The organism is Simiaoa sunii (genome assembly GCF_014337175.1).
Lineage (GTDB): Bacteria > Bacillota > Clostridia > Lachnospirales > Lachnospiraceae > Acetatifactor > Acetatifactor intestinalis.
This window is the reverse complement of sequence record NZ_CP060633.1, coordinates 917,462-938,864: the sequence shown is the minus strand read 5'-3', so window position 1 is coordinate 938,864 and position 21,403 is coordinate 917,462. Positions and strand designations below refer to the sequence as shown.

The following is a 21,403-nucleotide window of genomic DNA, read 5'->3' as shown; positions in this document are numbered from 1 at the left end:
CGCTGTTTCCTCTCGTTTCTACCTCATGCACTCCTGATATTTTTCCGCTAAAAGTAAATATTCCCCGCATGCCTTCTGTACGGCACCGCAGAATACTTTTTCCGAAGTTTCATCCATAGCGAAGGTTTTCGTTTTTGCATCATAATACTGCTCCAGCATACGCTTCACGGCACCACGGAAATTATCTAAAAGCTCTCTGTAATTCTCATAGATCTCCGGGCTGATCTGCTCTACGGTATGAAGCAGTGCTGCAGTGTAATCCGCGCCGTTTTCCGCGGTGAATTCGCTCTCCGCATGCTTTTTCAGCACACGCATCTGCGCCATGATATCCGGATATCCTTCCTTTTTATTCTCGGTGGTCTCATATGCCGCATATGTGGGATATACCAGATCCGCAGCCTGATAGATGTTCCTTCGTCCTGCATCTGCCTGCACCTTTTTTAAGTCAAAGATGCCTTCCTCCGTACGGGGAAGTGCCTTGATTTCCTGAATTGTCATAGTTTTTATCATTCCTTTCGCTTCGCTCAAGGCACAAACAAGTTATGAAAAATGTTGTGCCCCTCCACTCTTTGATTTATAATTCTTTCAAGGAATAGCAATACACTACAGAGCACGGAAGGAGAAGTGGCGAATTTATTTCGACCCCGTATAGTTATATGTGCCGTCATCCTTACAAGCACAAACAAGTGGGACATTGAGCCCGGACTCTTATCATTGGTAATAAACCATGTTTATTCAGTCGCAGGATGACAGTCAATGTTGCTATTCCCTTTTTATTAAGGTGGTGATACTTAATGATGAAGTTAAAATACTCCATCTGCTGTGGACTTGATGTCCACAAAAATGTTATCGTTGCAACCATCGTAACTACCAATAAGGACGGCATATCCGAATATCTGCAAAAATCTTTTTCAACCATCAACTCAGATATTCAAAGGTTTCACAACTGGCTTATCGAGAATAATTGCTATCATGTTTGTATGGAATCCACCGGAAAGTATTGGATTCCTATTTTTAATTATCTCGAAAATGACATTGATGTCTGCCTTACACATCCGAAGTATGTCAAAGCCATTAAAGGCAAGAAAACGGACAAAAAGGATTCTAAATGGATTGCCGACCTCTACAAATTTGATCTTGTCAGATGTTCCTTTATTCCTCCAAAAGATTTTCGTCAGCTTAGGGAACTTTCCAGATACCGTTTCAAGCTGGTCTGCATGAAGTCTTCCGAGAAGAATCGCATCCAGAACTGTATGACCATTTCCAATGTCGGCATTGCCAGTGTTCTTTCTGATCCTTTTGGCAAGACAGCAACTGAAATCATCTCTTATCTATTGGAGCATACTGCCGATTCCATGGATGAAAAAGCTGTCCGCAAACTCATAAAGAAAGGGGCTAAATCCAAGTCTGATGAAATCATCGAAGCCATCAAAGGCTACACTATTGAAACAGATCAGGCTAAAAAACTAGAGCTTGCCCGGGGGCATCTGGAATATCTCGATGATATGATTACCCAGACCGAAGTGGAACTCTATGTCCGCATCAAGCCTTATTACGAGTTCGTGGAGTTTGTCAGTACCATGCCCGGCATGACAGAGTTAAGTTCCACGATTGTTCTTGCAGAAACAGGCGTTGATATGGATATTTTTGATGATGCAAAACATCTGTGTTCCTGGTGCGGACTTTCTCCTGCCAACAATGAATCCGCTGGTAAGAAAAAGTCTGTCCGCATTGCCAAAGCAGGCGATTACCTGAAACCAATGATGGTTCAATGTGCCCTTGCTGCAATTAAGAGCAAAAAGCAGCCTTATTTTGCAATCAAATATGGTCGAATCAAAAAGCGACGTGGACACAAAAAGGCAATCATTGCCATTGCAAGAATGATGATGGTCTGTATTTACCACATGGTTTCAGAAAAGAAGCCCTTTACCCCTACTGACTATGAGGAATTGATGGACCCTCAGAATCATGTAGAGAGTGTCGTCTTGAATGAGAACAATGTGTTTGCTTACCTTGAAAGCCTTGGTTACGACAGCTCTAAGTTAGTGAAACGCAACGATAACTAACATTTTTTCTGCTTTCTATACTTGTAAAAACGGGGTTTTATGAACCCTTATACAAGTGCGCCCTAAAATCTACTTTATTTTTCACTCTTCCTCCTATATAACAAAGGCGTTCTCCTGCACGTTTATTGTAACAAAAGAACGCCGTTTTGTGTATGATCTTTTACAGAGTTACACCCTGCTTGAAAATAGCCATATCATGGAAGCCTGCTGCCTCGCTGCATACCTGCCTGCCGGAAGCGGTCTCCACTACCAGATCAAACAAAGCCTTAGTCTCCTCTTCCATGGTCTTATCCTCTACCAGTACGCCGGCATTGAAATCGATCCAGTTGGACTTTTTGCCTGCCAGGCGGGAGTTGGTCGCGATCTTCATGGTAGGAACCGGAGATGCGAAAGGAGTTCCGCGTCCTGTGGTAAACAGTACGATATGTGCTCCTGCGGCTGCCAGTGCGGTAGCTGCTACCAGATCATTGCCCGGTGCGGACAGAAGGTTCAGTCCCGGAGTCTTCACGGTATCGCCATACTGCAGTACGCCCTTGACCAGAGCACTACCGGACTTCTGCGTACAGCCTAAAGACTTATCCTCCAGAGTGGAGATGCCACCCTTTTTGTTACCCGGGGAAGGATTCTCGTAGATGGTCTGATTGTGGCTCTTGAAGTAGTTCTTGAAGTCGTTGATCAGATCTACGGTCTGGTGGAACAGTTCCTCGTTGGCACAACGGTTCATCAGAATGGTCTCTGCTCCGAACATCTCGGGAACCTCGGTCAGGATGGTGGTGCCACCCTTGGAGATCAGCAGATCGGAGAAGCGTCCTACTAAGGGGTTCGCGGTAATGCCGGACAGTCCGTCGCTGCCGCCGCATTTCATGCCGATGACCAGCTTGCTGACGCTGATGGGCTCTCTCTCGAATTTGGATGCGTAATCGATCAGACCCTTGATGATCTCTACGGAGTCTGCGATCTCATCCTCGTGCTCCTGGCACACCAGGAATTTCACACGGTTCTCATCATAATCGCCGATATAAGGCTTCAATACATCAATGTTGCTGTTCTCACAGCCCAGTCCCAGTACCAGAACACCGCCTGCATTGGGATGATTGATCAGGTCTGCCAGAATCTTACGGGTATGCTCCTGATCGTCGCCCATCTGGGAACAACCGTAAGGATGAGGGAATGCGATAACCTCTTCCACACTGCCTTTAACGAATGCATTGGCCTGCTTTGCGATGGCTGTTGCCACGTTGTTGACACAGCCAACGGTGGGGATGACCCAGATCTCATTACGAACGCCTACTTTACCGTCGGGACGGTTGAAGCCCATGAAGGTCACATCTTCCGTCTTCTTCTCCTCTACGGGAGTGGGATTGTAGGTGTACTCCAACAGATCGCCCAAAGCGGTCTTAACATTATGAGTATGGATCCAGCTGCCCTCTGCGATGTTCTCCTTGGCATTACCGATACGGTAACCATATTTGATGACCTCACCGCCCTCGGGAATGTCACAGATTGCCATCTTATGTCCTGCGGGGATCTCCTCTCTGGCGGTAACGGTCTTAGAACCGTCACCGACAGAGACTGTGATCTTCTCACCGGCAGGAATCGTATTTAATGCTACGACTACATTATCATTGTCATTAATCTTTAAGAAATCTTGCATAATGCTGCCCTCATGCCATTTGCCTTAATATCATCCAGGTATGCTACGACTGCATCGGTAAGTCCGGGAACCTTGTTCAGATCCTGACCGAAGAAGTCTTCATTCCCCAGGAAGGAAGTTACGAACGTCTGCGTATCCTTCTCACAGTTCGCTGCGAAGAACTCCAGAACTGCCTTGTCATCCATGATGTTGTATTCCTGACCGTCTCTGTGACCGATCAGAGCCTTATCGCGGATCTCGGTACCGGTATAGAAGGCCATCAGTGCTGCGATGGAGAAGGTCAGATGAGCGGGAAGCTTACCGGTCTTCTCAACATAGCCTAACAGGCTGGGCATACATCTTGCTCTCCACTTGGATACGGAATTTAAGGAGATTGCAAGCAATGCATGGTCTACGTAAGGGTTATTGAAACGGTTTACAACCTCACCTGCGAACTGCTTCAGCTCCTCCTCCGGCAGAGACAGGGTAGGGATCACTTCGTCATAAATGGTCTTCAGCATGAAGTTACGGATATCGTCATCCTGCATGGACTGTCTTACGATATCGTTGCCGCACAGATAGGAAGCCAGTACAAAGGAAGTATGTGCGCCGTTTAAGATACGAACCTTTCTCTGTTTGTAAGGTTTCTGGTTGTCAGTGAAGATAACAGGAAGTCCTGCATCGGGAAGAGGGAACTCCTTGCTGATATCCTTAGCAGACTCGATAACCCACAGAGCGAACGGCTCACCGGTTACCATGATGTGATCTTCATAGCCCAGCTTCTCCCACTCTTCCTGTTCCGTAGCACGGGGATAACCGGTAATGATACGGTCAACCAGAGTAGAGGTGAATACGCATGCCTCATCTACCCACTTTTTGAATTCATCGCCCAATCCCCACAGCTCGATCAGCTGCATTACACACTTCTTTAACATAATACCGTTGTCATCGATCAGCTCTACGGGAAGCATTACCAGTCCCTTGCTCATGTCACCCTTGAAAGTCTCAAATCTGTGATATAAGAACTTGGTCAGCTTGCCAGGGAAAGTCTTGGGAGGCTCTAATTCAAACTTATCGGTATCATCATATACGATACCTGCCTCGGTGGTATTGGATACTACGAAACGTAAGGTATCGATCTCGGCAAGTCCCATGTACTTGTCATATTCATTATAAGTGTCTACTGCGTCTGCAACGCTGGTTACGATTCTATTGATGATCTTGGCTTCACCGTTCACATTACCGCGAAGAGATACAGTGTACTGGCAGTCCTGCTTGTGGAACATATCCAGATTGCCGAACTCGATGGGTTTGATCAGAACGATGTCTCCGTCGAACTTACCCTGCTCGTTAGCGATATCGATCATGTAATCTACGAATCCACGTAAAAAATTACCCTCACCGAACTGTACGACCTTGATAGGTCTCTCCTTTTTACCGGTCTTTGCCTTGTTTAAGATATCCATTTTGTCCTCCATTCTACGCTTAGCGTATCCTATCTGCACCGTCTTACGGCACTCTGTTCCCTGCACTTACCTTCCCAATCGCCTCTTGGCAATTACGTTTTCAACGCCCGAGGGTGTTTTTGTTTCTGAATTGCACGAAGTTTATGTAAGTACTTTCATGATTCATTTTACTTCAAAAAAGCTGTTTCGTCAATCACCAAAAACAGAAACTTATTTTTTGCTCAAACCATTGATTTTATCAGCAATATTTCATATTGATAATATTTTGTCACAGGAGAAGTTGAAAAAGCATCTTGAAAAAAGAGAAGTCTTTCGTTATAATTCAGATATAGCTTTTTATGTAACTACTTACAGTTTTCTTACAAATTCTGTTACATAGAAGCGGAGAGGAATCCGCAGATGACAATTTACGATATTTCTGAGAAGGCCGGTGTCTCTATTGCTACTGTTTCCCGCGTACTAAATGGAAGCAATAATGTAAGCGAGAAAACCAAGAAAAAAGTTCTGGACGTAATCAACCAGTATGAGTACACTCCCAACGCATTTGCCCGGGGACTTGGGCTCAACACGATGAAGACCATCGGTATCATGTGTGCCGACAGTTCGGATCCGTATCTTGCCAAGGCAATCTACTATATCGAGCAGAAGCTTCGTGCCAACGGCTATGACAGCATCCTATGTTGTACCGGTTACAACCTGGATACCAAGGCAAGCTCCATGAACCTTCTGATCACGAAAAAAGTAGACGGCATTATATTGGTAGGTTCCAACTTCATCTACGAGAAGGAAGAAGACAACAAATACATTACGGATGCCGCTGTGCAGGTTCCTGTGATGCTGTTGAATGCTGCAATGGATGCTCCGAACGTGTACAGTGTTGTCTCGGATGATTTTACTTCCATGTATGACGCTACCATGGAGATGATCCGTTCCGGTGTGAAAGATATTCTGTATTTCTATAATTCTACTTCATACAGTGGTAAGAAAAAGCTGGCAGGCTACCGTGCCGCCATGGAAGAAAAGGGACTTCTCACCAACGGAAGCTTCCTGCAGCTCTATCAGGGTTCCCATGAGGACATTCCCGCTATGGCAGAACAGCTGATCAGGCTGCACACAAAAGGCATCACTTTCCACGGTGTTATCGCCGCCGACGACTCTCTGGCACTGGGTGCCATGAAATACGGGCGTGAAATGAGACTCCGCATTCCGGAAGATCTGTCGATCATCGGTTATAATAATTCCATGCTGGTGAACTGCTGTGATCCGGAACTGACCAGTATCGACAATAAATTAGAGACGCTCTGCCAGCATCTGATCACAACTCTGATGGGTGTCCTTGGCGGAAACGAGATGCCGAAAAAGACCGTATTCTCCGGGGAACTGATAAAACGCGGCACCACAAAATAATTTTTTCTTTTCATCAATGACAGCAATTGGGTAGCTGAAAATACCCTTTTTAGTATATTTATGGAGGAATTTAAAATGAAAGCATTTATGGACAAAGACTTTCTGTTAGAGACCGAGACAGCCAAGAAGCTGTTCCACGACTACGCAGAAAAAACACCGATTCTGGATTACCATTGCCATATCAATCCCAAGGAGATCGCTGAGGATCGTCAGTTCGACAATATCACCCAGGTATGGCTGGGCGGTGACCACTACAAGTGGCGTTTCATGCGTTCCTGCGGTGTTGACGAGAAGTACATCACCGGTGATGCATCCGATTACGAGAAGTTCTGCAAATGGGCAGAGTGCCTGGGCAAGGCTATCGGCAACCCCTTATTCCACTGGAGCCATCTGGAGCTGCAGAGATATTTCGGTTACAATGGCGTTCTGAACAAAAACAGCGCTGACGAAGTATGGAACCTGTGCAATGAAAAGCTCCATCAGCCTTCCATGAGCGTTCGTAACCTGATCAAGCAGAGTAACGTTACCCTGATCTGCACCACCGATGATCCTATCGATTCTCTGGAGTGGCACAAGAAGCTGGCTGCAGATGATACTTTCGATGTAAAGGTTCTGCCCGCATGGAGACCCGACAAGGCTATGAATATCGAGAAGCCCGATTATCTGGATTATCTGGAGAAGCTGGCTGCTGCTGCCGGCATGACCGAGATCAACTCTTTTGCAAGCTTAAAGGAAGCTCTGAAGAACCGTATGGCATTTTTCGCATCCATGGGATGTAACGTATCTGACCATGCTTTAGAGTATGTAATGTACTATCCCGCTTCCGATGATGAGCTGGAAGAGATCTTCTTAAAGAGACTGAACAAGATGGTTCTGACCAAGGAAGAGGAACTGAAATTCAAGACCGCCTTCATGCTGTTCGTAGGCCGCGAATATCATAAGCTCGACTGGGCTATGCAGCTGCACTACGGTTGTAAGCGTGACAACAACACCCTGATGTTCGAGAAGCTGGGTCCCGATACCGGTTACGACTGCATCAACAACTACGCTCCTTCCGCTCAGATGGCTGACTTCCTGAACGCTCTGATCGTAAGTGATGAGCTTCCCAGAACTGTCATCTACAGCCTGAATCCTAACGACAATCAGGCAATCGGTACCATCCTCGGATGTTTCCAGGATTCCACCGCTGTTGCCAAGATCCAGCAGGGTTCTGCATGGTGGTTCAATGATCACAAGACCGGCATGCAGGATCAGATGATCTCCCTGGCTAACCTGGGTAATCTGTCCGGATTTGTAGGAATGCTGACCGACTCCAGAAGCTTCCTGTCCTACACCAGACATGAGTATTTCCGCCGTATCCTGTGCAACCTGATCGGTAACTGGGTAGAAAGCGGCGAGTTCCCTGCAGATTACGATACTCTGTCCGAGATCGTAACCGATATTTCTTACAATAACGCAAAGAGATACTTCAAGTTCCCTCTGGCATAAGAGATAAAACAATAAGCCCCCGGTGATGAGCCGGGGGCATTCTTTATTTATTGAATCACGAGGTTGGAGTATCCCATCAGGCTCTCATCCACAGCATGTGCAGCTTCTCTGCCTTCGCGGATGGCCCATACGACGAGGGACTGTCCTCTGTGCATATCGCCGGTGACGAATACATTTTCCACACTGGTCTGGTATTTTCCGGGAGCTGTTTTTACATTGGTGCGTTCATTTAATTCCACGCCGAAAGCATCAGCAATGTATTTCTGGGTTCCTAAAAATCCTGCGGCGATCAGCACGATCTCTGCATCCAGGATCTGCTCGCTTCCCGCGATCTCCTGCATCTTCATGCGTCCGGTAGCCGGATCCTTTTCCCAGGACAGCTTCACGATCTTCACAGCTTTAAGTTTGCCGTTCTTATCCTTGATAAATTCCTTGACTGTAGACTCATATATCCTCGGGTCATGTCCGTAGACCGCAATGGCTTCTTCCTGACCGTAATCGGTCTTGCAGACCTTCGGCCATTCGGGCCAGGGATTATTCTCTGCTCTTTTGTCCGGAGCCTTGGGCATCATCTCGATCTGGGTCACAGATTTTGCTCCGTGACGGATGGAGGTTCCAACGCAGTCATTACCGGTATCACCGCCGCCGATGATAACCACATTTTTCCCTTTGGTCTCCACATATTTTTTATCTTCAAAATTCGAATCCAGAAGGCTCCTGGTATTGGCTTTCAGAAAATCCACCGCAAAATAGATTCCCTCGGCATCTCTGCCAGGAGCATTGATGTCTCTGGGATTAGAGGCACCGCATGCCAGTACGACGCGGTCAAAATCATGCAAAAGCTTGGATGCTTTGATGTCCTTGCCGATGTCGGTTCCTGTGACAAAGGTGACACCCTCTTCCTTCATAATATTGATCTTGCGGTCAATGATCTGTTTTTCCAGTTTCATGTTGGGGATGCCGTACATCAACAGTCCTCCCACACGATCGGAACGCTCGAATACTGTTACCTGATGTCCTCTCTGGTTCAGCAGATCCGCTGCTGCCAGTCCGGAAGGACCGCTGCCGATGACTGCTACCTTTTTACCGGTGCGTACCACAGGGGGCTTGGCTGCCGCATAGCCCTCGCTGTAGGCGTTTTCAATGATGGCATATTCGTTCTCCTTGGTGGAGACCGGATCCCCGTTCAGTCCGCAGGTACATGCTGCCTCACACAGGGCAGGACACACTCTGGAAGTGAACTCGGGGAAATTGTTGGTCTTCTTCAGACGGTTGTAAGCCTGCTGCCAGTTGCCGGTATATACCAGATCGTTCCACTCCGGCACCAGATTGTGCAGGGGGCATCCGCTGGCCATACCGCAGATCATCATGCCCGACTGACAGAACGGCACACCGCATTCCATACATCTGGCACCCTGTAAACGCTGCTTTTCCTTCGGCAGATGCTCATGGAATTCATTAAAATGCTGTATTCTCTTCTTAGGATCTTCAGCCACGCTGACTTCCCTTTTATATTCCATAAATCCCGTTGGTTTTCCCATGGTGACTTACCTCCTACTTTCTAGTGTTGGCATAGAATGCTTCGATCTGTGCCTGCTCTGCGCTCAGTCCCTTTTCCTCCATCTGTACGATGGTCTTCAGGACTCTCTCATAGTCATGAGGGATGATCTTCTTGAACTTAGGCAGATACTCTCCAAAGTTATCCAGCACTTCCTTACCCTTTGCAGAGTTGGTCAGTGCCACATGCTCCTGGATCATGGATTTCAGCTCCAGCACATCATATTTGGATGTGATCTCGCTGGAAGATACCATTTCCTTATTCAGACGCTTATACAGATCGTTGCCTTCATCCAGTACATACGCGATGCCTCCGCTCATACCGGCTGCAAAGTTTTTACCGGTGGGACCCAAGACTACCACACGTCCGCCGGTCATGTATTCACAACCGTGATCACCCACACCTTCGACTACCGCAATGGCACCGGAGTTACGTACGCAGAAACGTTCGCCTGCCACACCGTTGATGAATGCTTTACCGGAGGTTGCACCGTACAGTGCCACATTACCGATGATGATATTTTCTTCCGCCTTGAACTTGCTGCCCTGTGGGGGATATACCACCAGCTTACCGCCGGATAAGCCCTTGCCGAAGTAGTCATTGCTGTCGCCCACCAGCTCCAGGGTCAGGCCCTTGGGGATAAAGGCTCCGAAGGACTGTCCGCCGGCACCTTTACACAGTACATGATAGGTATCTTCTTCCACGTCATCGCCCAGTTTTCTGGTGATCTCACTTCCGAGGATCGTACCGAAGGCACGGTCTGTGTTGCTGACATCCACTTCGATACTGCGCTTCTGTCCCGCATCGATGGCTTTGCCCAGCTGCTTTAACAGCACCTTCTCATCCAGTGTCTTCTCTAACTGGAAGTCATATACCTGCCTGGGATCGAAGGTTACCTTCTGCTTGCTGCCCTCGTAAGGGTTGCTTAAGATCTGGGTAAGATCCACTTCTTCCTGGCGCTCGGTCAGATGCTCTTTTCTCTTCAGCAGATCGGTTCTGCCCACCAGTTCATCTACGGTACGCACACCCAGGGCTGCCATGTATTCCCGCAGCTCCTGTGCGATAAATTTCATAAAGTTTTCCACATATTCCGGCTTACCGCGGAAGTTTTTCCGCAGCTCCGGGTTCTGGGTAGCCACACCTACCGGACAGGTATCCAGATTACATACTCTCATCATGACACAACCCATCGTTACCAATGGAGCAGTAGCGAAACCGAACTCCTCGGCACCTAAAATCGCTGCGATGGCTACGTCTCTGCCGCTCATAAGCTTACCGTCGGTCTCAATGCGGACTTTATTACGCAGTCCATTCATGATCAGGGTCTGATGGGTCTCTGCCAGTCCCAGTTCCCAGGGAAGTCCGGCATTGTGGATGGAGTTTCTCGGTGCCGCACCGGTACCGCCGTCATAACCGGATACCAGGATGACCTGAGCTCCCGCCTTGGCCACACCGGCTGCTACGGTTCCCACACCGGCTTCCGAAACCAGCTTTACGGAGATTCTTGCCTTGGTGTTGGCATTTTTCAGATCGTAGATCAGCTGCGCCAGATCCTCAATGGAATAAATGTCGTGATGAGGGGGCGGAGAGATCAGGGACACACCGGGTGTGGAGTGTCTGGTCTTGGCGATCCAGGGATATACCTTTCCTCCGGGCAGATGTCCGCCCTCGCCGGGTTTTGCTCCCTGTGCCATCTTGATCTGGATCTCCTGTGCACTCACCAGATAGCGGCTGGTGACGCCAAAACGTCCGCTGGCTACCTGCTTGATGGCGGAACAACGGTTTAAGCCGTCCGGGCCTACGGTCAGACGGTCCAGATCCTCACCGCCCTCACCGGAATTGCTCTTGCCGTGCAGATGGTTCATGGCGATGGCCATGGTCTCATGGGCTTCCTTGGAAATGGAGCCATAGGACATGGCACCGGTCTTGAATCTGGTCACGATGGATTCTACCGGCTCTACTTCCTCGATGGGCACGCCCTTTTTCGGATAATTGAAGTCCATCAGTCCTCTGAGGTTCTTGATGGAATCTTCGTCATTGACCATGGCGGTGTACTGCTTGAACATCTGGTAATCACCGCGTCTGGTGGATTCCTGTAACATATGGATGGTAGCGGGATTATACAGATGCTCGTCACCGCCGCTACGCATCTTGTGATGTCCGGGGCTGTTTAAGGTCAGATCGTTTTTCAGTCCCAGCGGATCAAATGCCTGAGAGTGCAGGTCGTCTACCTGCTGCTCAATATCTTTTAAGGTAATACCTCCCACACGACATACGGTGTTGGAGAAATACTTACTGATAACTTCCGGCGCGATACCGATAGCCTCGAAGATCTGGGAACCCTGATAGGACTGGATGGTGCTGATACCCATCTTGGATGCAATCTTGACGATGCCGTGGAGGACAGCATTGTTGTAATCATCCACTGCTGCATAGTAATCCTTATCCAGCATATTACTCTCGATCAGCTCCTTGATGGTATCCTGTGCCAGATAAGGGTTGATGGCGCAGGCACCGTAACCGAGCAACGTAGCAAAATGGTGTACTTCTCTGGGTTCGCCGGACTCCAGGATCAATGCGACTCTGGTTCTCTTCTTGGTGCGTACCAGATACTGGTTCAGGGCAGATACAGCAAGCAGGGAAGGAATGGGCACATGGTTCTCATCCACGCCTCTGTCGGACAGGATCAGAATGTTCACGCCTTCTCTGTAAGCTCTGTCCACTTCCACGAACAGTCGGTCAATGGCACGCTCTAAGCTGGTGTTCTTGTAATATACGATAGGTACGACTTCTACCTTGAAGCCGTCTACTTTCATGTTCTTGATCTTCAAGAGATCAGTGTTGGTCAGGATCGGGTTGTTGACCTTCAGAACGTTACAGTTCTTCGGAGTCTCCTCCAGGATGTTGCCTTCGGTACCGATGTATACGGTGGTGGAGGTTACGATCTCCTCTCGGATAGCATCAATAGGCGGGTTCGTCACCTGTGCAAACAGCTGCTTGAAATAATGGAACAGCGGATGATTCGTCTTACTCAGCACTGGCAGTGGCGTATCCACACCCATGGCTGCGATGGCTTCGCTGCCGTTCTTTGCCATCGGCAGAATGCTCTGCTTCATTTCATCATAGGTGTAGCCAAAAGCCTTCTGCATCCGCTGGCGCTCTTCGTAGGTGTATTCCGGAACACGATAGTTCGGGATATGGATGCTCTTCAGTTCGGTCAGATTGTTGTCCAGCCATTCTCCATAAGGCTGTCTGGAAGCATATTTTTCCTTGATCTCCTCGTCGTCGATGACTCTGCCCTGTACGGTATCAACCAGGAGCATTTTACCGGGGCGAAGTCTTTCTTTTACTTTGATCTTCGTGGGATCAATGGGAAGCACACCTACCTCAGAGGACAGGATCAGTGTATCGTCATCCGTGATCATGTAACGGGAAGGACGCAGTCCGTTTCTGTCCAACACGGCCCCCATGATATCTCCGTCGGAGAACAGGATGGATGCGGGACCGTCCCAGGGCTCCATCATGGTAGCGTAATACTGGTAGAAATCCCTCTTGGTCTGGGACATTGCCTTGTTATTCGCCCAGGGTTCGGGGATGGCGATCATGACTGCCAGAGGCAGCTCCATGCCGCTCATTACCAGGAACTCCAATGTGTTGTCCAACATCGCGGAATCGGAACCGGTCTTGCTGATGGCGGGTAATACCTTATGCAGCTGACCCTTCAGATGCTCGGATTCCATGTTCTCCTCACGGGCCAGCATCTTATCTGCGTTGCCGCGGATGGTGTTGATCTCGCCGTTGTGTACCATCAGACGGTTCGGATGGGCACGCTCCCAGCTGGGGTTGGTGTTGGTGGAGAAACGGGAATGTACCATGGCAATGGCGGATTCGTAATCCGCACTCTGTAAGTCTGCAAAGAAGGTACGAAGCTGTCCCACCAGGAACATTCCTTTATATACGATGGTTCTGCTGGAAAGGGAGACTACATAGGTATCATCGGAAGACTGTTCAAACACACGTCTTGCAATGTACAGTCTGCGGTCGAAGGGCAGACCTTTTTCCACATCCGCAGGCTTTTTCACAAAGCCCTGCATGATGTAAGGCATGCACTCCACAGCCTTGTGTCCCAGCACATTGGGAAAGGTGGGCACTTCACGCCAGCCGAGGAATTCCATTCCTTCCTTTTCCACAATGATCTCGAACATCTTCTTCGCCTGGTTGCGGCGCAGCTCTTCCTGGGGGAAGAAGAACATACCGACACCGTATTCTCTCTCTCCGCCGATCTCGATTCCAAGTGCTTTGGTAACTCTGGCAAAAAATTTATGAGGGATCTGGGTCAGAATACCGACACCGTCACCGGTCTTGCCTTCCGCATCCTTACCGGCTCTGTGCTCCAGATTCTCTACGATCTTCAGCGCATTCTCAACAGTAGCGCGGCTTTTCTCTCCATGAATATTGACACAGGCTCCGATACCGCAGTTATCATGCTCAAATTCTTCCCGATATAACGGTGCCTTGGGCAGCTCCTGTTTTACATCAAACATATAGTTCTCCTTTCCGGGTTTTTTATTTCTCTCTTCTTAATCTGTCTGTTACTATTCAGGACCTCATTCGCAATACCGTAATAGTAACAAAAAAGGTCGCAATGAGACTCTTTCGAGCGCCTCATTGCGACCTTTTCTGTACTATACACCTATTTTTCTCATTTGTAAATATAGATTTTTCTATGAATTGTCAGATAATTTGTCAATTCTATTATTTGCATGCCTATTATCTGGAAATTGTATTAATTTTCTCTTTAAAAGTGTATTTCCAACACAACTTTTTGGGGGTTCTCCCCTATTTTTCCTGTTTCCGGCCATACGCCTTGCTCATCAGTTTCTGATACATTGCAGAAAAGTGTTTACTCTCTGCCAATGCAGTGCGAAGAGGTGCCAGTGTAAGTGCCATTACTGCCCGATAGCGGAACAGTTCGCCGGGATTCATGTATTTTGCTGTGATCTCCTTATGTTCTGCAGCGCTGCGCTTCAGGTTCTCCTTGGTCTCAGAGTAGCCGCCGCCCTCGTAGGAGGACACGGTAAGTCCCAGATACTGCATGGGTGCTTTGGCACGATAATAGCACCAGAGGAAATGTTCGTAATCTGCACGGATCTTATATTTGGGTTCATAGGGCTTCTGTCTGCACAGGTCTGCAGCATAAAAGCAGGACTGATGGCAGGGAATGTTGCGGTAGCAGACGAAACCGGTGATGCGTGGTGGGGAAGATATCTTCGTCTCTGTCTTCGCGCTGTAGGTATCGCCGTAGTAGATGCCCTGAAGTTTCGCCGGGTGCTGTTCCATGAACTGTGCGGTGTGGGTAAGAACTTCGTCGTCATAGAAGAGGTCACCGCAGTTTAGGAAGAGAATGTAGTCGCCGGTCACATGTGAGACTGCCTGGTTCATGGCTTCGTAGATGCTGTGGTCGGATTCCTGGTATAGGTGGATGCGTCTGTCCTCGCGCATGGTTTCTATGGAGCCGTCGCGGCTGCCGCCGTCCTTGACGATGACTTCGAAGTCTGGACAGGTCTGGGCCAGGATACTGTCAAGGGTCTGATTCAGTTTGGTGCCGGGGTTCAGGCATACTACGATAATGCTGAATTTCATATGTTGCTCCTATTTTTCTATAAAATCTCCGTAGCCTCGGCAGAGGGAAGAAACGCGACACGCTCTCGCTCTGTCGCAGAGCGTAGCGGCACATAAGCGTGGACAGTACCCACGCTAAGTGCCGACGTCTGCTTACGGTCTGCTTATTCTTCCCTCTGTCGGGGCTACTGGGTTATGGTGACCATCCGGGGATATCTTATCGAATATCCGAAGGATGGCTAATATACTTTATTATTACTTAGAATATATTTTTCTGTTTATGGAGCATCCCGAGGGATACAACTGCCACCACCAGGAAGATCACGCATACGGGCCAGCTGACAAAGCCGGTGACGGCGATGGCGGTATAGGACAGGCAGTAGGCGAGGACGTTGGATGCCACATGGACAAAGACTGCCATTTTGAACTCTCCAAAGTATTCGTAAGCATATGCCATCAGGCAGCCGATGAGGAAGCCGTATACGCCCTGGACGTAGTTCATGTGGTAGACACCGAAGATCAGGGCGGACAGGGCTATGGCGAGTTTGATATCCATGAATCTGCGAAGGTATCCGTAGATAACTCCGCGGAACAGGAGTTCCTCTGCTATGGGGGAGATGAAGCCGAATACGAGGATTCCTACGATAAAGTGTGCGGAATATTGCTGGGCTGCCACTTCGGTATAAGCTTCAGACTTATTGGTCACTCCCAGGAGTTCAAACAGGAGATTGCATCCGATGACGGCACCGATGGTAGCCACAGTCAGTAAGACATATTTGCTCTTTCCCTCTTTTTTCAAGTGACTTAAGTGCATGTCCTCTTTATTTTTATCAATGAGCATCTTCGCTGTGGACCATACGGCAATGGCACCGCCGATGAATCCAAGAGCCGCAATGATACTGGAGACATCTCCGGAGTAGCCGTTATAGGCGCCGGTCTCATCCCGTAGGATTAAAAGATCCACCAGTCCACCGGAGGCTCCGGACTGTGCCAGCTGATATAACAGTGCCAGCAGCGCATACTGCACTGCATTGCGCACCAATATAAACATCAGAAACGAATACACCATGGTCCAGATCCTCTGATACATGGGGTTTATCTTTTTATTGTCCGGATTTCCGTTCAGTAATTCTTCACTGCCACGGAGTAAAAATTTCTCCAGTTCTTCCACGGATTGTACAATGTAATCCGCCTTCGCTTCCTTTAACTCTTCCTTACTTCCGTAGCCGTAGGTCACGCCCACGCTCTCCACACCGAGAGCCCTGGCTCCTTCCACGTCGAACTTTCTGTCACCGATCATATAGACCTGCGCCGGATCCACGGGATTCTCTCCAAAGAGCTGACGCAGAGTTTCCTGTACCACCTGATCCTTGGTTTCTCTTCTGCCGTCCAGTTCACTACCCACCACTACAGAAAAATATTTTTTCAGATCAAAATGTTCCAGGATGCGCTCTACGTATACCTGGGGCTTACTGGATGCCACTGCCAGGAAATACCCCTTCGACTGAAGCGTTTTCAGCATCTCCGGAATACCGTCATAGACCTCATTTTCAAAAAGTCCCGTATCCTGAAAGCGCTCTCTGTATTTTGCCACAGCTTCTTCTGCCTGCTTTGCGGTGAAACCGTAGAATTCCATAAAACTGTCTCGTAAGGGCGGTCCGATAAAGGGCTCCAGCTTGTCCAGATCCGGCTCCTCGATGCCAAAGGAGTGCAGTGCATACTGCACACAGGTAGTAATTCCGATTTTAGGATCTGTCAGGGTGCCGTCCAGATCAAACAGCAGATATTTCTTCATTCTTATAATTCCTTTTTCTTTCTATTCTTATATGTTCCGCAGATGATTAGAAGCTACGGATCTTGTCTCCGTCATCCTCGGTGTTTTTCAATGCCTTGATCTCCACGTCATAGCCCACATTAGCATTGACCTGCACATGGACCACATCTCCTACTTTTTTGCCAAGGAGCGCTTTGCCCAAGGGGGACTCGTTGCTGATCAGACCTTCCAGAGAATTACCGCGGACGGTGGTCACGATCTTGTAATCCTCTTCCGTGCCGTCATCGATAAATTCCACGGTAACGGTGTTGTTGATACCTACCTCATCCGCTGCGGAGTTCTCGGAGATGACCTTTGCAGTCTTGATCATTCTCTCCAGATAACGGATGCGGCTCTCATTCTGATTCTTATACTTTTTGGCTGCATAGTATTCAAAATTCTCACTGAGATCGCCGTGGGCTCTGGCTTCCTTCACGTCCTCCAATGCCTTGGGACGTACCACCAGCTTGCGGTACTCGATCTCATCTTCCATTTTCTTAATGTCAGTGGGTGTTAATTCGTCGTACATAATATAATCCTTCTTTCTACAGCTGCATCGCATAGATCACTGCCAAAGACAGAATGATCTGAATGATCGCAAAACGGAATACGGTCTGTGTATTGGACCAATCCCACACCTTACGCACATGATCGTGCAGGGGGGTACGTACATTTTTCAAAATATGGATCTTCAGGAAACGAAGCAGGGACACCTTAAGAAGTCCCAGTCCTCCATCCAGGATCAGCACCAGTGCCAATGGGATAAACAGGAACGGGCAGCCGCTCTTTAAAATGGCGATGCTGATGAATAATCCCATGGCCCGGGAACCGGCATCCCCCATCATCAGCTTACTGGGTGTCGCATTGTACCACAAATAGCCCAGAATACATACGGCAAATAATAGGATCAGGAAGGAATAGGTCTCGTCGACCTCCTTCATGCGGTCTACAATATAGATGGACATGATGGTAATGATCGACAGGGTTCCGGACAGTCCGTCCACACCGTCGGAGCAGTTGGTCACATTCACGGAGGTCCATACCAGAATTACCGTGAGAATGGCGAATACCACAGGCGGCAGAGTGAACTTTACATGGAACAGCGCCAGTTCCACCACGTTGGAATTATATTTCAGAAAAGTGATGGCTACCAGTGCCGCCACGCACAGATCTAAGAAACCTTTTTTGTACTCACCCCATGGAGTCTTGGAAGCATCGTCCAGAAATCCCGTCATCATGCATACCACGATCAGCAGCAGATAGATCACCAGCTCTGCGCTTAAAAGCGAAAACAGTAGAACAGATGCCACAAATGCCAGGACAAAAATAATTCCGGCGCCTCTGGGTTTCCCCGCGGACAATTTTCCATCATGGGCAAATTCTCTTCCGGCATCCTTGGGCAGATACGGACTTAATTTCGCCGTTGCCAGTACCGTAGCACCAAAAGCAAAAAGAATTCCAAAAAAAGCAAGGAGAGAACTGCTTCCCTCCGGCAAGATCATCTGTAACATACGAATCTCCATTCCTCACAACACTCTCATGCTGTATTTTCTGATAAATTTCATAACTGTCCGTCGGGGTCTTCGTGGAATGAACGTCCCAGAACAGTTACAAAACATTTTAACACAAATATACCGGAATCTCAAATAATTTCCACAACAGTTCAGTCGAACTGTTGCATTTGACAGTCCCCTCACGGTGGACTACTATATTCTTATGAACACTTTCTAAAAAATAGCCATAAAAGGAGAAATGCCCTATGATGATCCATAAGATTGAACCGCATAAATATTATCCGGAATTCCGAGATCAGGAGCCAAAGCCTTCCGATTATCTGCTGTTATTTGATGGAGAAAAAGTATTTCTGCCCTCCCATACAGGAAACGACGCTGCTGTTGCGGGTTCTTCCGCGAATGAAGGTATTGTGAAGCATCCTCAGGTATATCTTCCTACCTTCGAGGAAATTCACAAGCTATTGGGAATCCGTCAGCCTATGGAGCGTTTTTTCCTCGACTGTGAATATCTCTTTTCCATCGATGACAGAGCATTCTTCCGCAAGACCGCAGAGGACGCCGGTGCTCTCATGCTCCCGGAAAATGACCTCTATCCTTCCGGTGTATTCCGTAATTTTGAACCGGAATATCTGGCATTCGCCGGGATCACTGCCACCCAGATCAACCGTTTCCGTCTGGACCGGAAGTTCTGCGGCCGCTGCGGGCATCCCACAATTCACAGCACCACAGAGCGGGCCTGCATCTGCCCGGAGTGCGGACAGATTGAATATCCCAAGATTTCTCCCGCAGTCATTATCGCCATCGTGGATACCATGCGGAATAAGATCCTGCTGACACGCTACGCCGGCGGTTCCTATCGTCACTGGGCACTGGTGGCAGGCTTCGTGGAAGTCGGCGAGACCTTCAAAGGGGCTGCCCGCAGAGAGATCATGGAAGAGGTCGGCCTACGGGTCAGTGATCTGGTCTATTACAAATCCCAGCCCTGGTCCTTTAGTGATTCCGCCATGATCGGCTTCTTTGCAAAGCTGGACGGTGATCCCACGATTACTTTGCAGGAATCCGAACTCGGTGAAGCAAAATGGTTCTCCAGAGAGGATGTACCGGATCTACCCTCCACGATCAGTGTCGGTCAGGAGATGATCACCTTATTCAAGAATGGCGAGGATCCGTTATCTCAATAAGCGGCACTTCTTCGCTACCTTCACTAACAGATATCCCTTCGGGAAGCTGCGAAGCTCCTGCTCCGTGATGCCCCGCATCAATATCAGCATGACAAAATAGACTACGGCAGCGATCACGATCGCCGGAATGACAGAGATCCGCATGGACTTCGTCACCATATACAGACCTTCGTAGATTGCCCAGGCTGCCGCTCCCATAAACGCGGAGGCGAACGCCGGAATGACAAAAGTCTTGACGATCTCCTGTCGGTAGCCTACCGCTCTTCTTACCGCCCACTGGTTCAGCACACACATCATACCGGAATACAGCGTATTGGCGATGGCAATGCTGTACAGATCCAGGCTCGTGAACATCAGAAGTAGCACTGCTGCCACCGTCTGCACCACCAGCGAGATCCCCGCATTGATGATCGGAGTATTGACTTTGCCCAACCCCTGTAAAATGGAACTGTTTAATGTCGACAATGCATAAAAGATAACCGACAGTGACAATGTCATTAAAAGAGCTGCTGCCAGGTTCAGTTCTTCTGCCGTCTTATTCGTGAACAGCAGACTGATCACCGGCTTCGCCAGCACAAAAAGTCCCACAGCGCAGGGAATTGAGATCACCATAGTAGTCTTCACTGCCAGTCCGATCTTCTCTCTGGCTCCCTTCACATCCCGGGCGGCCATCAGCTGTGCTACGGAAGGGATCATAGCGGAAGCCATAGCAGATGCAAAGGCTATGGGAATATTGGACATTGTCAGGGACTGTCCGGAGAAAATGCCATATTTTTCATAAATAGATACCGTATCCAGATTACGAAGGGACGGATACCATTTGGTATAAATACTGTTGTTGACCGTACTGCTTAAGTTATATACGGCCGTACTCAAAATAAACGGGGTCACCACCAGTGTGATCGTCTTGAATATCTGTCCGTAGGAATCCACATGTTCATGCCTGTCACGCTGCACTCTGCGCAGGATCATTCCACGATTCAGAGCATAGACTCCCGCCATAAAAAGCAGCGCCACTAATACGCCGACACCTGTTCCCAATGCACTTCCCACGGCACCGTAGGTTGCTCTCATCACCTGCCCTGCCTGATCCGCCGGGACCTCCATCGTTCCCATAAACATCTGGATCAGAAGATATGCCGCGCCTACGCTGACTACCGCATTGGCGATCTGCTCCAGGATCTGCGATACGGAGGTCTGCGCCATGCTCTTATGTGCCTGAAAATACCCTCGTAAAACTCCCAGGATACCATAGACGAAGATCGTCGGTGCAAAGGTGCGCAGTACTGTGACCGCTGCTCCGGACACGAACAATCCCGCTCCGAAAAACAGAAAAAGGCTGGCTATACCGCCAACCACCAGTACATAGATCATGGCTCCGTGGAACAATCTATGGGCGTTGCGGTATTCCTTCTCTCCCAGCTTCTGTGCGATAGCTTTGGAAATTGCCGAGGGAATACTATAAGAGGAAATCAACAGAATGATCGTATAATAATTATACGCTGACTGGTAATAACCAAGTCCCAGATTCCCAATGACACTCTGTAAAGGGCCCCTGTAAAGGAGCCCTATGATTCTGCTGATGATTCCGGCTGCCGCCAGAATTCCCGCCTGCATGATAAAATTGTTCTTGGAACTGTTCTTATCTGCCATAT

14 protein-coding genes are annotated in these 21,403 nt (G+C 48.6%); 4 read left to right on the top strand and 10 right to left on the bottom strand.

All coding sequences use genetic code 11. The annotated features are described in order from the left end of the window. Nucleotides 1-18 precede the first annotated feature (18 nt). Nucleotides 19-498: a hypothetical protein gene (locus H9Q77_RS04375; RefSeq protein WP_148446114.1), complete on the bottom strand. Its 480-nt coding sequence runs from the start codon at nt 496-498 to the stop codon at nt 19-21. A gap of 296 nt (nt 499-794) precedes the next feature. Here H9Q77_RS04375 and H9Q77_RS04370 point away from each other — a divergent pair, with 296 nt between their 5' ends. Beyond that, nucleotides 795-2,066: an IS110 family RNA-guided transposase gene (locus H9Q77_RS04370; RefSeq protein WP_022204360.1), complete on the top strand. Its 1,272-nt coding sequence runs from the start codon at nt 795-797 to the stop codon at nt 2,064-2,066. A 160-nt stretch (nt 2,067-2,226) separates the two neighbouring features. On the opposite strand, the gene H9Q77_RS04365 is transcribed toward H9Q77_RS04370, so the two are convergent. Both H9Q77_RS04365 and H9Q77_RS04360 read right to left on the bottom strand, forming a co-directional pair. Beyond that, a complete protein-coding gene (locus tag H9Q77_RS04365; RefSeq protein WP_022153550.1) occupies nt 2,227-3,720 on the bottom strand; it encodes a UxaA family hydrolase in 1,494 nt (497 codons plus the stop codon). Beyond that, complete coding sequence (locus H9Q77_RS04360) at nt 3,705-5,165, bottom strand: tagaturonate reductase (protein WP_118550655.1); 1,461 nt, start codon at nt 5,163-5,165, stop codon at nt 3,705-3,707. Before H9Q77_RS04360 ends, H9Q77_RS04365 begins: the two co-directional genes overlap by 16 nt. A 399-nt stretch (nt 5,166-5,564) precedes the next feature. Here H9Q77_RS04360 and H9Q77_RS04355 point away from each other — a divergent pair, with 399 nt between their 5' ends. Together H9Q77_RS04355 and uxaC are read left to right on the top strand one after the other, a co-directional pair. Further along, complete coding sequence (locus H9Q77_RS04355) at nt 5,565-6,572, top strand: LacI family DNA-binding transcriptional regulator (protein WP_118545489.1); 1,008 nt, start codon at nt 5,565-5,567, stop codon at nt 6,570-6,572. Between the two features lie 75 nt (nt 6,573-6,647). After that, nucleotides 6,648-8,060, top strand: a complete 1,413-nt coding sequence (gene uxaC, locus H9Q77_RS04350; RefSeq protein ID WP_249326629.1) for a glucuronate isomerase — start codon at nt 6,648-6,650, stop codon at nt 8,058-8,060. A 47-nt stretch (nt 8,061-8,107) separates the two neighbouring features. Here the strand turns inward: uxaC and H9Q77_RS04345 are convergent, their stop codons facing one another. The 6 genes from H9Q77_RS04345 to H9Q77_RS04315 all read right to left on the bottom strand — a co-directional run bounded on the left by H9Q77_RS04345 (nt 8,108) and on the right by H9Q77_RS04315 (nt 18,564). Next, entirely contained in the window at nt 8,108-9,601 is a 1,494-nt protein-coding gene (locus H9Q77_RS04345) for a glutamate synthase subunit beta (RefSeq protein WP_249326628.1), read from the bottom strand. 13 nt (nt 9,602-9,614) lie between these two features. Beyond that, a complete protein-coding gene (gene gltB / locus H9Q77_RS04340; RefSeq protein ID WP_249326627.1) occupies nt 9,615-14,162 on the bottom strand; it encodes a glutamate synthase large subunit in 4,548 nt (1,515 codons plus the stop codon). Nucleotides 14,163-14,457: 295 nt separating this feature from the next. After that, nucleotides 14,458-15,261, bottom strand: coding sequence for a glycosyltransferase (locus tag H9Q77_RS04335; RefSeq protein WP_249326626.1), 804 nt, complete (start codon nt 15,259-15,261; stop codon nt 14,458-14,460). A 238-nt stretch (nt 15,262-15,499) separates the two neighbouring features. After that, nucleotides 15,500-17,035, bottom strand: a complete 1,536-nt coding sequence (locus H9Q77_RS16725; protein WP_330596056.1) for an HAD hydrolase-like protein — start codon at nt 17,033-17,035, stop codon at nt 15,500-15,502. Nucleotides 17,036-17,081: 46 nt separating this feature from the next. Then, nucleotides 17,082-17,582 (bottom strand): transcription elongation factor GreA, encoded by a 501-nt coding sequence (gene greA / locus H9Q77_RS04320; protein ID WP_022153558.1) that lies wholly within the window; start codon nt 17,580-17,582, stop codon nt 17,082-17,084. Nucleotides 17,583-17,598: 16 nt separating this feature from the next. Beyond that, the gene (locus H9Q77_RS04315) at nt 17,599-18,564 is read right to left on the bottom strand and encodes an MraY family glycosyltransferase (protein ID WP_022153559.1); all 966 of its coding nucleotides are present in this window, start codon (nt 18,562-18,564) and stop codon (nt 17,599-17,601) included. 251 nt (nt 18,565-18,815) lie between these two features. Here H9Q77_RS04315 and nudC point away from each other — a divergent pair, with 251 nt between their 5' ends. Continuing rightward, entirely contained in the window at nt 18,816-19,748 is a 933-nt protein-coding gene (nudC, locus tag H9Q77_RS04310) for an NAD(+) diphosphatase (RefSeq protein WP_249327131.1), read from the top strand. On the opposite strand, the gene H9Q77_RS04305 is transcribed toward nudC, so the two are convergent. Further along, nucleotides 19,737-21,401, bottom strand: coding sequence for a putative polysaccharide biosynthesis protein (locus H9Q77_RS04305; protein ID WP_249326625.1), 1,665 nt, complete (start codon nt 21,399-21,401; stop codon nt 19,737-19,739). The genes nudC and H9Q77_RS04305 overlap by 12 nt on opposite strands. Nucleotides 21,402-21,403 lie beyond the last annotated feature (2 nt).